The organism is Empedobacter sp. UBA7620 (assembly GCF_002484185.1).
GTDB classification, from domain to species: domain Bacteria; phylum Bacteroidota; class Bacteroidia; order Flavobacteriales; family Weeksellaceae; genus Empedobacter; species Empedobacter falsenii_C.
The window spans coordinates 11884-27220 of the sequence record NZ_DLJI01000048.1 but is presented as its reverse complement, the minus strand read 5'-3'; the positions used below and the strand labels follow the sequence as shown (position 1 = coordinate 27220).

The 15337-nt window shown below is 33.0% G+C and carries 12 protein-coding genes and 1 other RNA gene; all 13 read left to right on the top strand.

Annotation, left to right across the window (positions count from 1 at the left end; genetic code table 11):
* Window positions 1–92: 92 nt before the first annotated feature.
* Window positions 93–490: a transfer-messenger RNA gene (gene ssrA, locus B2217_RS12005) on the top strand.
* Window positions 491–810: 320 nt separating this feature from the next.
* Window positions 811–2043, top strand: coding sequence for a site-specific integrase (locus tag B2217_RS12000; protein WP_291122679.1), 1233 nt, complete (start codon window positions 811–813; stop codon window positions 2041–2043).
* A gap of 105 nt (window positions 2044–2148) precedes the next feature.
* Complete coding sequence (locus B2217_RS11995) at window positions 2149–2988, top strand: RteC domain-containing protein (RefSeq protein WP_291122677.1); 840 nt, start codon at window positions 2149–2151, stop codon at window positions 2986–2988.
* A gap of 182 nt (window positions 2989–3170) precedes the next feature.
* The gene (locus tag B2217_RS11990; protein WP_291122674.1) at window positions 3171–3446 is read left to right on the top strand and encodes a helix-turn-helix domain-containing protein; all 276 of its coding nucleotides are present in this window, start codon (window positions 3171–3173) and stop codon (window positions 3444–3446) included.
* Window positions 3447–3817: 371 nt separating this feature from the next.
* A complete protein-coding gene (locus B2217_RS11985; RefSeq protein WP_291122672.1) occupies window positions 3818–4660 on the top strand; it encodes a transcriptional regulator in 843 nt (280 codons plus the stop codon).
* A 15-nt stretch (window positions 4661–4675) separates the two neighbouring features.
* Window positions 4676–5281: an ATPase gene (locus B2217_RS11980; RefSeq protein WP_291122670.1), complete on the top strand. Its 606-nt coding sequence runs from the start codon at window positions 4676–4678 to the stop codon at window positions 5279–5281.
* Window positions 5282–5377: 96 nt separating this feature from the next.
* Entirely contained in the window at window positions 5378–6925 is a 1548-nt protein-coding gene (locus B2217_RS11975) for a type I restriction-modification system subunit M (RefSeq protein WP_291122668.1), read from the top strand.
* Window positions 6922–7809 (top strand): ORF6N domain-containing protein, encoded by an 888-nt coding sequence (locus tag B2217_RS11970; protein ID WP_291122666.1) that lies wholly within the window; start codon window positions 6922–6924, stop codon window positions 7807–7809. Before B2217_RS11975 ends, B2217_RS11970 begins: the two co-directional genes overlap by 4 nt.
* The gene (locus tag B2217_RS11965) at window positions 7799–8959 is read left to right on the top strand and encodes a restriction endonuclease subunit S (RefSeq protein WP_291122664.1); all 1161 of its coding nucleotides are present in this window, start codon (window positions 7799–7801) and stop codon (window positions 8957–8959) included. The genes B2217_RS11970 and B2217_RS11965 overlap by 11 nt, the downstream gene beginning before the upstream one ends.
* A gap of 169 nt (window positions 8960–9128) precedes the next feature.
* The gene (locus B2217_RS11960; RefSeq protein WP_291122662.1) at window positions 9129–9428 is read left to right on the top strand and encodes a hypothetical protein; all 300 of its coding nucleotides are present in this window, start codon (window positions 9129–9131) and stop codon (window positions 9426–9428) included.
* Between the two features lie 7 nt (window positions 9429–9435).
* A complete protein-coding gene (locus tag B2217_RS11955) occupies window positions 9436–9627 on the top strand; it encodes a hypothetical protein (protein ID WP_291122661.1) in 192 nt (63 codons plus the stop codon).
* On the top strand, window positions 9611–12037 hold the full coding sequence (locus B2217_RS11950; protein ID WP_291122659.1) for an AAA family ATPase: 2427 nt from the start codon (window positions 9611–9613) through the stop codon (window positions 12035–12037). Before B2217_RS11955 ends, B2217_RS11950 begins: the two co-directional genes overlap by 17 nt.
* A 12-nt stretch (window positions 12038–12049) precedes the next feature.
* Window positions 12050–15262, top strand: a complete 3213-nt coding sequence (locus B2217_RS11945; RefSeq protein ID WP_291122657.1) for a type I restriction endonuclease subunit R — start codon at window positions 12050–12052, stop codon at window positions 15260–15262.
* Window positions 15263–15337 lie beyond the last annotated feature (75 nt).

Here is a 15337-nt window from a genome sequence, read left to right as displayed (position 1 = left end):
GAATAAGTATGTTTAGAAAAAGTTAATTCTATTTGGTATAAAATTTGTACATTTGGCATCCGTCAATTATTGAATTGACCATTTACTAAAAAGGGGCTGACTGGTTTTGACAGCAGGGCCAATGGGTAAGTAAGCATGTAGTGATAGGTTGTGTACTCACTTTAATCAGGCACTTCAACTTTTTAACTGGCAACGAAGAGTACGCTTTAGCTGCATAATTCTGAATTTTAGTAAGAATTCGCCACGTCTATACAAGGTATAGAAGCTGAATGTTCCTCAAAAGCCTTGACTTACGGCGTTTGATAAAGGAACACGGGAAAGTAAGAATAGAAACCTTAGTGCATCGGATAGGTTTCGAGATTTTAGATGATAAGCGAATGACAGAGTGTTTGTTCTCAGGATTTCGTCGAAAATTAAGAATAGACTAAACATGTAGAAAGCTTATTTGTTGCTTGTTTGGACGCGGGTTCGAATCCCGCCAGCTCCACTTTTTAATGGTTATTTAATCACAAAAAGCCTTATTTCAATGGAAATAGGGTTTTTTTATGCGTTTTTATGTGTAATTGTGCACAACTAAGCACATAAATAGAGAGACCCTATCGAGACCCTAAATTACAACTAAAATTAGGGTCTCGGCAAATTAAGGAAATCCTTTATATAAAAGGGATGTAGAAGAGTTTAATAACCTATTTTATAACTGTTTTATAGGCTGTATTAATAGCTGTCAATATAACCTATACAACATTCGAACATCTTGATTCTCATTCAAAAACCAATTAAATTTTTATTAACCATTAAAATTTGAATCAGATGAAACAAGATTTAAAACTTCACATTTACCCAAGAAGTGCCAAAACCAATAAACAAGGGTTTTATCCTATTTATGTGCGCATTACATTAAATGGAAAACGATGGGAATTCAGTACTAAAAAGTTTATCAATCCTAAAACATGGGATGCTAAAAACGCTAAAATAAAGCCTACTGTAACTGAAGCTAGTTCGATTAATAATTATCTTAATCAAATCAAAACACAAATTATTAATCTTGAAATAGAATATAACATCCGAAATCAAGAGATCTCTTTGGATGATATTAAAAATTTATTTGCTCGTAAACAAGATGAGGTCGTTCGTATGATTGTACCCATCTTTAAATTACACAATGAACAAATATCAAAATTAGCAAACAAAGAATTTGCTCCTGGTACCATCCTACGTTATGAAACTACATTAAAGCATTTACAAGACTTTTTAAAATTTCAATATAAAGTTGAAGACATGGCATTGGAGAAAATAGATCATGCCTTTATCATGGACTTTGATTTTTACTTTCGTACAGTTCGTAATTGCAATAACAATACTACGGTGAAGTACATTAAGAACTTCAAAAAGATCATCAACTATTGCTTGGCAAATGATTGGATTCGAAAAGATCCATTTGTTAATTATAAAGTGAAAATTGAAAAAGTTGAATGTATATTTCTTTCAGAAGAAGAGATTGTAAAAATTTACATACATGAGCATCCTGCAGAACGTTTAAAATTGGTTCGTGATATATTTATTTTTTCATGTTATACCGGTTTGGCTTATGTCGATGTTGATAACCTCACGAAGAATCATATTGTAAAAGGGATTGACGGACAATTATGGATACATACTTATCGTCAAAAAACCTCAACACCTACCAAAATTCCTTTATTGGATATCCCTTTAGAGATAATCAACAAATATCAAGATCATCCATTGTGTAAAGGAGGAAAGTTATTGCCTGTATTCAGCAATCAAAAAATGAATGTTTACTTAAAAGAAATTGCAGCTATTGCAGGGATCAACAAAGAACTAACTTTTCATTGTGCCAGACATACTTTTGCAACAACAGTCACATTATCCAATGGAGTACCGATTGAATCAGTTTCTAAAATGTTAGGTCATAATAGTATTACAACCACTCAACATTATGCGAGAATAACAGAACAGAAAATCAGCCATGATATGGAACATTTGAAAAACATATTTGATAAGAAGAAAAGTAAAGTATTATAAACAGAGAAACTCCCGATTGGGAGTTTTTTTTATTAAGTATTGTTGATTTTAATCGATTTTATTAAATTCATACTGAATTAATAAACTAATCAATTAAATGCCAATATGAGTGAATCACTAGTAAAAGTATTCAGCGAATTGGAGAATGAATTAGCTGAACTAAGACAACAAATTGTAGATGATTTCGAATTTTCTTCTTCAGCCATGCAATTAACCGAAGATTATTTAACCATCATTGAAGAGAAATTGAAAGCCCATATTTTCAGTTCGAAAGATGATGAAATAATCTACTTCAAAACATATTTTCCTAAAATATTCAAATTGTATTACCTCCATAAATCAATTGCAATGATCGAAAAGGAAAAGTACCTCACTTGTTTTACTATAGGTGAAGAAATTCTTTTTTATACAAAATGTATTAAACGAATTAATAATATCTACGATGATGAATTATTGTTATTAAATGAATCAAAAGCCCTCTCTAATAAAAAGAAAAAGCGTTTATTCTTACGCAAGCATTACCGTTGGAGGCGTAATAATTTAAGTTGTGTACTGAATGAAAATTACATAACTAACTCTATATCTATTGCAATAGGTAAGAGAGAGTCTATACCAGAAGTAATTCGATACATTCAGCATAAAATTAGTGTACTGAATGAGTTTATTCATCAGAAGGATAATACAAAAAATGAAAAAAAATATAATTTTCGTTGGACTTCTTCTAAAGTCTTATTAGTTGAATTGATTTATGCCCTGTATTTGAGCAAAACAATTAATGATGGAAAAATCGAATTACAAGAATTAGTGGAATTTTTTGAAGACATATTTAATATCGATTTACATAATCACAACAACATGATTCAAAATATAAAAGCTCGTAAATCAAACAAAACAAAGTTTATTGATTTACTCCGTGATCAATTAAATGCGAAGTTAATCGATTAAAAAAAAAGTCAATTTATATACTTATCTACTACCTATTTTATCTTAATTCATTTTTTTATCCTTTACAATCCTCATCATTAGGGATATCTATATTTTTCTTTATGTAGTTAATATATAGTACATAAAAATATTTTTTAAACTGTTTGAAATTTGTTTCAGTCAAAAATTAAACCTCAAAACAAATGAAAAACAAGAAAAGATTACATCCAGAAGATATTTCATTTTTGAAAGATGAAATTGTAAAAGAACTTAAAATTGCACTAGAGAATAAAAGTTTAAACCGATGGGTACAATCCAATGAATGTTGTGATATTCTAGGAATTTCTAGATCAAAACTATTAGATTTAAGAAATACTCATCAAATCTCATTTTCTCAAATAGGTAAACATTACTACTATAATTTAGATGATATCGAGAAACTTCTCGTCAAGAATAAAGTCAGTACACATCGCGTATAGATATTGCTTTCATTTGGTTTAGGTTGGTTATTTAAGGCAGGTTTAATTACGATGAATAAGTAATAATCCTGCCCTTATTTTTCCTTATCTATATACTTTTTAAAAGCATAATAATGGCATAACAATTCATAGACGTGCGTCAATCCATTGTGTGAAACGTAAAAATGTTTACCGATTGTAAAGAGTGATTTAAACATTTTAGTGTAACAAAATAATGATTGACCGTCGAGAATTGAAATCTTGACTTTTTTGTTTCGTTTTTGTGTCAAGACAAATTCCTAGGATTCATGAATACATTATTCTTAAAATAATAAACCCATGAATAAAAATGAAAGTTAATCCTTATAAATATAACTTAAAACATACTAAATATGAACTACATCAAACACTTATCATTCTTCTTTCAAAAAGTACAAAGTGATCCAGATATATCTCCAAGCCAAATCTCTATTTATTTAGCATTATTCAATACATGGAACAGGCATCAATTCTCTAATCCAATAGTTGTAATACGTGATGAAATCATGCGTTTAAGTAAGATCATGTCCAAAAGCACTTATCATCGCTCTATGAAGATTTTACATGATAATGGATATATCATTTACAAACCTTCTTACAATCCATTTTTAGGGAGTAAAGTGTACCTTATTGATTTTACAAAGTCAGCACAATTCACAAATCGTAGGAGTTCAAATAATAATCAAGCCGTTGGTAAAGATAGCAAACATAGCAGTACACAAAATAATACAGCTTTAGAAACACCTACCGAAAAAGGTACCGAGCCTTTTATAAAACATATAAACAATAAAACAATAAACAATAAGAATTGTTTATATACGGAAGAGATAAAAAATGTTCAAAATTTTGAAACTAATCAATCCGTAATTGCACTACAAAACAACCAGATGCATCAAGAAGATTTCAGACCAAAAGAAAAAAGTTCCGCCAAAAAAGAAAAGGTAAATATACCAACATTAGAACAAGCTAAAACTTACTTCAAAGAGAAAGGGAAACCGACTATTGATGCAGAGAAGTTTTTCTATTATTTCGAGTCGGTTGGTTGGTTAGTAGGAGGTAAAACCAAAATGAAGAATTGGAGAGCAGCTGCAAATAATTGGATGATCAATGCACCCATATATGCAAAGAACAACACATTTGGTATCCAAAAACCTTTAGATACATCAGTAAACAAACGATACGACGAACCATTATAACCAAATCAAAATACAATGATTAATTACCAAAAGCTATTATTTCACTTAGAACAACAGGGTAGAAAACATATTCATTCAAACTACACTTTTCAAAAAGAAGATATACCCTTTATCATTCGCTTAGCTGCTTATTTCTTGAATGATGAAGAGAAATGTCAAGAGCTACAAATGGATTTATGTAAAGGGATTTTATTAACCGGTCCAATTGGAATTGGAAAAACAACTTGGTTCCGTTTAATGCAACGCATCATGGTTAAAGAACAGAAGTTTTTTTATACCACCTGCAGAGATGTATCATTCGAATTCATCAAAGAAGGATATAACACCATTGATAAATACAGCAGAGGTATTCCTTACGATTTCCCTAAGAAAAATATTTGCTTTGATGATCTTGGAACTGAAAACAACATCAAATATTTCGGAAACGAATGTAACGTCATGGCAGAAATTATCCTTTCTCGCTACGACCTCTTCATGAACCTCAACATCAAAACCCATATCACCACCAACCTATCAGCTTCCGAAATCGAAAAGTATTACTCCGAACGTGTCCGCTCTCGCCTTCGCCAGATGATGAATGTGCTTTCTGTGCCTGCTGATAGGAAGGATAAAAGAGCGTGAATAGTATAACCTCTTAATATTCAATCTATGGTTTTAGTAAAATAATATTTACTAAATTTGGGAAAACTCATTTTTAAACCAAATTAACTTACCAAAATGGCTAAAAAGAAAAAAGAAGAGGTACAAGAAACCATCGAAAAAACACTGTGGAAAGCGGCCGATAAACTACGTAAAAACATCAACGCTGCCGAGTACAAAGATGTGGTTCTTGGACTAATCTTCCTAAAATATATCTCAATTGCATTTGAAAAAATGCACGCAGAATTAACTGAACAAATCGATCAAGGAGCAGATCCCGAAGATAGAGAAGAATATACCGCAGAAAACGTATTCTTCGTGCCATCATCAGCGCGTTGGTCGTTCTTACAAAGTTCGGCGAAACAAACTACGAATGGTAAAATTGTAGACGATGGGATGGATGCTATTGAGGCAGAAAACCCTCATCTGAAAGGGATTTTACCAAAGGTATATGCCAAACAAAATCTGGATCCTACCAGTTTAGGAGATTTAATTGACTTAATTGGTAATATCGACTTTGGCGATACCCAAGAGCGTTCTGCCGATGTATTAGGACACGTTTTCGAATACTTCTTAGGGCAGTTTGCTTTAGCTGAAGGTCAAAAGGGAGGACAGTTCTACACGCCTCGTTCGGTAGTAGAGTTATTGGTCGAAATGTTAGAACCTTACAAAGGTCGTGTCTTCGATCCGTGTTGTGGTTCGGGTGGTATGTTTGTACAGTCGGAGAAATTCGTAACCGAGCGTCAAGGTCGTATTGATGATATCTCGATTTTCGGACAAGAGTCTAACCAAACCACTTGGCGTTTGGCAAAGATGAATTTAGCCATTCGTGGGATTGATTCTACGGGGGTTAAATGGAATTCGGAAGGTTCGTTTTTGAACGATGCACATAAAGATTTAAAAGCCGATTATATCATTGCCAATCCTCCGTTTAACGTGAGCGATTGGTCGGGTGATTTATTGCGTAACGATGCGCGTTGGCAGTTTGGTACACCGCCTGTAGGTAATGCCAACTTTGGTTGGTTGCAACATTTCATCCATCACTTAGCACCAACAGGACAAGCGGGTGTGGTATTGGCAAAAGGAGCTTTAACCTCTAAAACTTCGGGCGAAGGTGAGATCCGTAAAAATCTGATCGAAGAAGGATTAATTGACTGTATTGTGAACTTGCCTGCCAAGTTGTTCCTGAATACGCAAATTCCTGCGGCGTTGTGGTTTATGCGCCGTAAGAAAGTACCAAATGCCAAATTCCGTAATACGGAAAACGAAATCTTGTTTATCGATGCGCGTAATTTAGGACATTTGATCAACCGTAGAAACCGTGAGTTGAGCAAAGAAGATATCGACTTAATTGCTTCTACTTACCACAATTGGCGTAATGTAGATGGGCAGTACGAAGACGTTGCTGGTTTCTGTGCATCGGTGCCGGTGTCTAAAGTAGCGGAGTTGGATTATGTCCTAACACCAGGGCGTTATGTAGGTTTACCAGATGAAGAAGACGATTTCAACTTTGTAGAACGTTTTATGTCATTGAAAACAACTTTAGAGGAACAATTAGCCAGAGAAGCGGAACTGAATACGATTATTGCGGAGAACTTGTCTAAAATTGAACTGCCAAAAGAATGAGTAAAGATTTAACCCTTTCCCAACAACATATAGAAAACCGAATTTTTACGATTCGGGGGAAACAAGTCATGTTCGACAGAGATCTGGCAGAAATGTATCAGGTGGAAGTAAAAAGGTTAAATGAGCAAGTAAAACGTAACATTGACCGGTTTCCCGAGACATTTCGTTTTCAGCTGAATAGCCAAGAAAAAGATGAACTGGTCGCAAATTGCGACCGGTTCGAATCGTTAAAACATTCCGCTGTAAATCCGTATGCATTTACCGAACAAGGTGTCGCTATGTTATCTGCCGTTTTACGAAGTGATATCGCTGTAAAAGTCAGCATTCAAATCATGAATGCTTTTGTAGAATTGAGGAAATTAGTTGGTCAAGAAACGCTCCAGCATTTACGTCTATCAAGTATTGAAAACAAATTGATAGAGCATGATCAAAAATTCAACAAGCTTTTTACTGCATTAGAAAATAATGAACTACCACAACGCGGGGTGTATTTTGATGGACAGGTTTATGATGCCTATCAGTTTGTAAGCGATGTAATAAAAAATGCCCAATCATCCATTATTTTAATAGACAATTACATAGACGATAGTGTACTAACCTTGTTTAGCAAACGTAAAAAAAACGTAACAGCTACGATTTATACAGCAAGTATAAGTAAACAGCTTCGGTTAGATTTAGAAAAACACAATGCACAATATCCTGAGGTAAAAGCAGAATTGTTTAAACAAAGCCACGACCGCTTTTTAATCATTGATGAAAAGGAGTTGTACCACATTGGTGCTTCACTCAAAGATTTAGGAAAAAAGTGGTTTGGTTTTTCGAGGATGGATAGCTTGAGTAAGGATGTATTGGGTAAAATAAAAAGGGGAAATGATGGAGAATAGAGAATGGAAGGAATATAAAATAAAAGATGTTGGAACTGTGATTACAGGAAAAACTCCTTCTAAAAATAATCCAGAGGATTGGGGCGACGAAATGCCATTCGTTACTCCTTCTGACTATAAACATTATAGAAAGTTTGCAAAATTTTCCGATAGAAATTTATCATCTATTGGTATTGAAAGATTAAAAAGTAAAGTACTTCCTATTAATTCAATTCTGGTTACTTGTATAGGTTCAGATATGGGGAAAATTGTTATAAATAAATGTTCTGTAATAACTAATCAACAAATAAATTCAATTATCCCTAATAACAATATTAATTCGGATTTTTTATACTATAGATTAATTTCTATGTATGAAACATTGAGAATTTATGGAGGAGATGGAACAGCTGTACCAATTGTAAATAAAGGAGATTTTGAAAATTTAGAAATCCAACTTCCCCCACTTCCCGAGCAAAAAGCCATTGCATCGGTATTATCAAGTTTGGATGACAAAATAGACCTGCTCCATCAACAAAACCAAACCTTAGAAGCTTTGGCGGAAACTTTATTCCGTCAGTGGTTTATAGTGAATGCGAAAGAGGATTGGGAGGAAAGACCTTTAAGTTCAATTGCCAATTTTTTAAATGGATTAGCTTGTCAAAAATTTCCACCAAAAGATAGTATTAATCGTTTACCTGTTTTAAAGATTAAAGATTTAACATCGGGACTTTCTGAAAATTCAGATTGGGCTTCAACTGATGTTAAACCTGAATATATCATTAAAAATGGAGATGTAATTTTTGCATGGTCAGCATCTTTAATGGTTAAAATTTGGAATGGTGAAGATTGTATTTTAAATCAACATTTATTTAAAGTTACTTCAGAAGAATTTCCAAAATGGTTTTATTACTTCTGGTGTAAACAACACTTAAGAGAATTTATTTCTATTGCTCAAAGTCACGCTACTACTATGGGACACATAAAGAGAAGTGATTTAGATGAAGCGATGGTTTTAATTCCTGATAATGATGAAATTGAAAAAATGACATTTCAAATGAATCCTATATTAGATAAAATTCAGCTTAATAATAATCAAATCAACTCTCTTTTTAAACTTCGCAATACCTTATTGCCAAAGTTAATGAGTGGCGAGGTAAGAGTGAAATAAATATCTATTGAATATGAGTAGTCTGATTGATATATACTTCGATAGTCCAATGTTATTTGAAGCAAAAAACATTAAACCTCTTAACGGTATAATAGGACTGTATTTCATTTTTACTTCAACAATTCAGGTTCAATACCCTTTTGACAAATCCAAGTTGTTGTATATTGGAATGAGTGAAAAAAGGACAAATAGTATCGGAAGCCGATTAATTGGACATTTTGAAGGTAAATCAAAAAATGTTGGATTATTAAATTATAGAAAAGTAGAGCCGCTTTGGTTTACTTACATAAATATTGAAATGTTACGAAATATTTGGGATTTCAGAGTAGAGGATTTAGAAAGTTATTTCATTTTGAATTTTGTCGAGCAATATGGCGTATATCCTATTTGTAATAACAAAACAGGATTTGATATTTTGAATAATACGCTTAAAACAGATTTTAAAATTGATTGGAGTTACTTTAAATAAAAATACAATGGCAGAAAATAAAGTAAAATCGGGTAAAGAAATTTTAGATGATTTTTTCAAAGAAATATCATCTATTGAAAACGTTGATAAAACAATTGCCGAGAGTTTAGCCGAATTATACAATAATGGCAAATTAAGCGACAAGAATGTGATTAATGAGTTACTAAGAATAAGAACAGAGAATGGCGACGAAAATTAAAAGCATATCTATCACAGGAATTAGAGGAATAAAAGATTCTATTTCATTACCACTTAATGAAAAATCTGTTTTACTTTATGGTGATAATGGAACTGGAAAAAGTAGTATATCTGATGCTATAGAATGGTTTTATACTGACAAAGTTTCCCACTTGGCAGGCAGTGAGATTGATTTAAAAGATGCTTTGCGAAATTCGTATCAAAAAGATAGTAATATCGCTTCTATTGCTATTTCTTACAACAGAAATATAATTGATGCTACAAAGAATTTGTTCAGCAAAAGAGGAAAGTTGACATCTGAATTATCTAATTCGTCCAATGATTTTCAAAAGTATTATTCCGATTCTCAAAGTGAAAATTTATTACTTAGATACCAATTCTTGCGTGATTTCATTGACCAGACAAAAGGCGATAAACTCAAATATTTATCGGATATTATCGGATATGCAGAAGTAACCAAAACGAAAGATGTTTTAAGAAAGTCGTTTAATGCAATCAAATCGGAAATAAAAACGCAAAACTTTGAAGCACAAATCAACAATGAAAAACAAACACTAATTGCTAAAATTGGTGCAGCAGTCAGCCAAGAAAATAATTTGTTTGAAAAGATAAACGAAATTATTGAGCCATTAAAAACAGGAATTACAGTAAGTTCTATTGAAGATATTGACAAGGTTTTGAATCACATCAAAAAACCTGCAAACACAAAACAGATAACAGAACTTCAATTTTTAGAAAATACCAACAAAGCACTTTCAACACTTAAAAGTGAAATTTCATTTATTGACGGAGAATATCAAAAATATTTTTCAGAGTTTAATAAGATTGCCGAAGATGTCCAAAGCATAATGCAAACTTTTTTGGCTGAACTATTGAAATCGGGCGAAACTGTCATTTTAAAGAAATATCATAAAGAGGATAATTGCCCATTATGCTTACAAGAAAAAAATCTTGAAGAGTTAAAAACGGATATTCAACGAAGATTAAAAGAAGTTGAGGAATCATCTAAAAAGAAATTTGCATTTGATGCTGCTAAAAAATCTGTTTCTAACATAATCACAGAACGTTTAAAACGACTTGAATTAGTATCGCACTATGCTTTATTGAACGAACAGGAAAATGAAAGTATTAAAAATGCAATAAGTAATTTAAGTACCAAGTTAACTGAATATCAGAAAACAGCTAATGAAAAAGTTACTTCAGGAAATAAACTTCCTACAAATGACACTTTACTTTTAACGGAAGATGATTTCAAAATTCAAGAACAAATTAATTCAAGATTTGAAGCAATACAGACTGCAATAAAAAATGATAAATCAACCGAACTTTATGCAAATATTTCCGCTGCAAAAGATGCTTTCTTGAAAATTAAACGATTTGAAAAAGACAAAAGTAAATTAGAACACCAGAAAAATTCTTTGGAACTTATTTACAACGAGTTTGTAAAACGACAAAAAGAAGGACTGGAGAGTTTTATAAATACGTTTTCATCATACATAAACGACTTTTATCAATATATGAATCCTGATGAACAATTTCACGAAATCAGGATTGTAACTATTGGCGAAGAAGATGAATTAAACGGAATCACGATTGAATATAAATACAATGATGAATGGGTTTCGCCACCGCAAAAGTATTTCAGTGAATCACACTTAAACTGTTTTGGTATTTCTTTTTTCTTGGCTTCTGTAATTGCGTTTAACAAGGAGAATAAATTTATCGTATTAGATGACGTGATTTCAAGTTTCGATTCAACACATAGAAAACGTTTTGCTGATTTGTTATTTGAAAAATTTTCAGATTATCAATTTATTTTATTAACGCACGAAGTTGAATGGTTTAGCTATGTTCAACAAGTAGCTAAAAAGAAAGGCTGGATAATAGGTGAAATTAAATGGACAGAAGCGAAAGGAACTCATATTGAAGAAAAACCAAGTGATCTGAAAGAATTTATCGAACGTGAACTTGCAAACAGTTCTGTTGAAACGCTTGGAAATCCAATACGGAAATATTTGGAATCAAAACTGAAAGACATCTGTTTGAATTTAGACGTAAAAGTCAGTTTCAGACTAAATGAGGTCAATGAAAAACGAATGCCTGATGAATTATTAAATGAATTAAAATCAAGAATTAAAGACAAAGGAGGACAGGACATTAAAGAAAAAGTTCCCGTTATTGAACGAGTTGCAAATTCTTCTTTACTTGGAAATTTACTTTCTCACGACAATCCATTTAATCCTAAACTGGGAGACTTAACAGCATTTTGGTCGGATATAAAAGAGTTAGAGACAGTATTTTACTGTCAAGTACCAAATTGTAAAAGACCAAAAGTATCTATGAGTAACTATGACACAGTTTTGAAGAAAATACGATGTGGTTGTGATGCAACAAAATATGATTGGAAATAATAAATACCTAAAATGACCGAAAACGAAATTGAAAAACTTGCTATAGAATTATTAGAACACCAAGGATATACGTATATCAATGGGGTTCAATTGGCTCCAGATGCAGGAGATCTAGAAAGAACATCATTTGAAGAAGTGGTGCTAAAACAACGATTAGAAAATGCGGTTCGCCGTATCAATCCTAATATTCCTTTAGATGCACAACAAGATGCTGTAAAGCAAATTTTGCGTATTGCTTCGCCTGATGTGTTATCCAATAACGAAACCTTTCATCGTTTACTAACGGAAGGTATTCCGATCACCAAACGGGTAAATGGGCAAGAACGTGGAGATCGTGTTTTTTTAATTGATTTCGAAAATCCATTACACAACGAATTTTTAGTAGTCAATCAATTCACAATTGTAGAAAACGGAGTAAATAAAAGACCAGACATTATCCTTTTTGTCAATGGTTTACCATTAGTTGTTATCGAATTAAAGAACGCTACGGATGATCAAACCACCATTCAGTCAGCCTTCCGCCAAATAGAAACCTATAAAGCAATGATTTCTTCATTGTTTACTTTCAATGCTTTTTCGGTTATTTCTGATGGATTGGAAGCAAAAGCAGGAACGATTTCGGCAGGTTTGAGTCGTTTTATGGCTTGGAAAACCACAGATGGTATTTCCGAAGCATCAAAACAAATCAGCCAATTAGAAACATTAATAAAAGGAATGTTGCAACCAACCGTATTATTGGATTTGGTCAGACATTTTGTGGTTTTTGAAAAATTTAGAAAAGAAGACGCTGAAGGTATTGTTACCGTTCAAACAGTAAAGAAATTAGCAGCGTATCACCAATATTATGCCGTAAATCGTGCGGTAGAATCTACTAAAAGAGCTTCTGGTTTTATTTCAAAACAAACATTAGGGAATTTATTAAATGAATCTCCTGAAAGCTATGGTTTACCAGGTGTTAAAAATCAACCCGAAGGTGACCGTAAAGGTGGTGTGGTTTGGCATACACAAGGTTCGGGTAAATCCTTATCTATGGTGTTTTATACAGGTAAAATAGTATTAGCCTTAGATAATCCAACGGTTTTAGTAATTACGGACCGTAATGATTTGGACGATCAATTATTTGATACGTTTGCAGCATCGAAGCAATTGTTGCGTCAAGATCCTGTTCAAGCAACCGATCGCAAACAGTTAAAAGACCTATTGAAGGTAAATTCAGGAGGCGTAATTTTTACAACGATACAAAAATTTCAACCGGAAGAAGGAAATGTTTTTGAAACCTTATCTGCTAGAGAAAACATTATTGTCATAGCAGACGAGGCGCACCGTACACAGTATGGTTTTAGTGCAAAAACAGTTGATGATAAGGATGAGAACGGTAATGTAATTGGTAAAAAAATCGTGTATGGATTTGCCAAGTATATGCGTGATGCCTTACCCAATGCGACGTATTTAGGTTTTACAGGAACACCTATCGAGAGTACGGATGTCAATACGCCAGCAGTTTTCGGTAATTATGTAGACATTTATGATATCGCTCAAGCGGTTGAAGATGGAGCAACCGTTCGTATTTTCTACGAAAGCAGATTAGCGAAAGTAAAACTAACCGAAGAAGGTAAGGAATTAGTAGATGAGCTGGATGATGAATTGGATCAAGAAGATCTAACAGCCACTCAAAAAGCCAAAAGTAAATGGACACAGTTAGAAGCCTTGATTGGCGGGAAACAACGTGTTCAAAATATAGCTGCTGATATTGTCGGTCATTTTACGCAACGTCAAGAAGTGTTTCAAGGGAAAGGAATGATCGTGTCAATGAGTCGTCGTATTGCGGCGGATTTGTACAATGCGATAATTGCTATAAAACCTGAATGGCATTCGGACGATTTGAAAAAAGGAAAGATTAAAGTCATTATGACTTCTGCATCTTCTGATGGTCCTGAATTGGCTAAATTCCACACGACCAAAGAGCAACGTAGAATGTTAGCCGAACGTATGAAAGATCCGAATGATGAATTAGAATTGGTAATTGTTCGTGATATGTGGCTAACAGGTTTTGATGCTCCTAGTATGCATACCTTGTATATCGACAAACCTATGAAAGGGCATAACTTGATGCAGGCGATTGCTCGTGTAAATCGTGTGTATAAAGATAAACCAGGTGGGTTAATCGTTGATTATTTAGGGATTGCTTCCGATTTGAAAAAAGCATTAGCATTCTATTCAGATGCAGGTGGAAAAGGTGATCCAGCAGTAGCACAAGAGCAGGCTGTTGCTTTCATGTTAGAAAAAATTGAAGTGATTTCGGCCATGTATCATGGTTTCCCTTATGAAGATTATTTTGATGCTGATACATCAAAAAAATTATCGATGATATTGGCAGCAGAAGATCATATTTTAGGATTAGAAGATGGTAAGAAAAGATATATTGATGAAGTAACCGCTTTATCAAAAGCATTTGCTATTGCTATACCTCATGATCAAGCTATGGATGCTAAAGATGAAATTTCATTCTTCCAAGCCGTTAAAGCAAGGTTAGCAAAGTTTGATAGTACGGGATCTGGTAAAACAGATGAAGAAATTGAAACAACCATTCGACAAGTAATTGATCAGGCTTTAGTTTCCGATCAAGTAATTGATGTATTCGATGCAGCAGGTATTAAGAAACCAGATATTTCCATTTTATCAGAAGATTTCTTGATGGAACTGAAAGATATGCAACATAAAAATGTGGCGTTAGAGGTCTTGAAAAAGTTATTGAATGATGAAATAAAATCCCGTACAAAAACGAATTTAGTACAAAGTAAAAAGTTATTGGAAATGTTGGAGCAGTCAATAAATCGCTACCACAATAAGATTTTAACAGCAGCAGAGGTGATTGATGAATTAATTCATTTAAGTAAAGATATTGTTGAAATGGATAATGAACCCAAGAAGTTGGGATTAACAGAATATGAATATGCTTTTTATACGGCAGTTTCTAATAATGATAGTGCTAAGGAATTAATTCAACAAGATCGATTAAGAGAATTAGCCGTAGAATTAACGACTACTATTCAGCAAAATGCAAGCATTGATTGGAATATTAAAGAAAGTGTACGAGCAAAATTAAAAGTGGCTGTAAAACGATTACTACGTAAATACGGTTATCCACCAGATATGCAATTGCTGGCTACAGAAACAGTATTAAAGCAAGCGGAGATGTTAGCTAAGGAGATATCGAATATATAATAAAGTTAATAAATTTAGTTCGCTAAATAAAGATGATAATCCTCAATCATTTATTGGTTGAGGTTTTTTATATTA

Bases quoted from the DNA above. Each gene is read 5' to 3' on its own strand.
- B2217_RS11980 (WP_291122670.1), top strand. From the start codon at position 4,676: ATGATTAATTACCAAAAGCTATTATTTCACTTAGAACAACAGGGTAGA.
- B2217_RS11985 (WP_291122672.1), top strand. From the start codon at position 3,818: ATGAACTACATCAAACACTTATCATTCTTCTTTCAAAAAGTACAAAGT.
- B2217_RS12000 (WP_291122679.1), top strand. From the start codon at position 811: ATGAAACAAGATTTAAAACTTCACATTTACCCAAGAAGTGCCAAAACC.
- B2217_RS11945 (WP_291122657.1), top strand. From the start codon at position 12,050: ATGACCGAAAACGAAATTGAAAAACTTGCTATAGAATTATTAGAACAC.
- B2217_RS11995 (WP_291122677.1), top strand. From the start codon at position 2,149: ATGAGTGAATCACTAGTAAAAGTATTCAGCGAATTGGAGAATGAATTA.
- B2217_RS11950 (WP_291122659.1), top strand. From the start codon at position 9,611: ATGGCGACGAAAATTAAAAGCATATCTATCACAGGAATTAGAGGAATA.
- B2217_RS11960 (WP_291122662.1), top strand. From the start codon at position 9,129: ATGAGTGAAAAAAGGACAAATAGTATCGGAAGCCGATTAATTGGACAT.
- B2217_RS11965 (WP_291122664.1), top strand. From the start codon at position 7,799: ATGGAGAATAGAGAATGGAAGGAATATAAAATAAAAGATGTTGGAACT.
- B2217_RS11975 (WP_291122668.1), top strand. From the start codon at position 5,378: ATGGCTAAAAAGAAAAAAGAAGAGGTACAAGAAACCATCGAAAAAACA.
- B2217_RS11955 (WP_291122661.1), top strand. From the start codon at position 9,436: ATGGCAGAAAATAAAGTAAAATCGGGTAAAGAAATTTTAGATGATTTT.
- B2217_RS11970 (WP_291122666.1), top strand. From the start codon at position 6,922: ATGAGTAAAGATTTAACCCTTTCCCAACAACATATAGAAAACCGAATT.
- B2217_RS11990 (WP_291122674.1), top strand. From the start codon at position 3,171: ATGAAAAACAAGAAAAGATTACATCCAGAAGATATTTCATTTTTGAAA.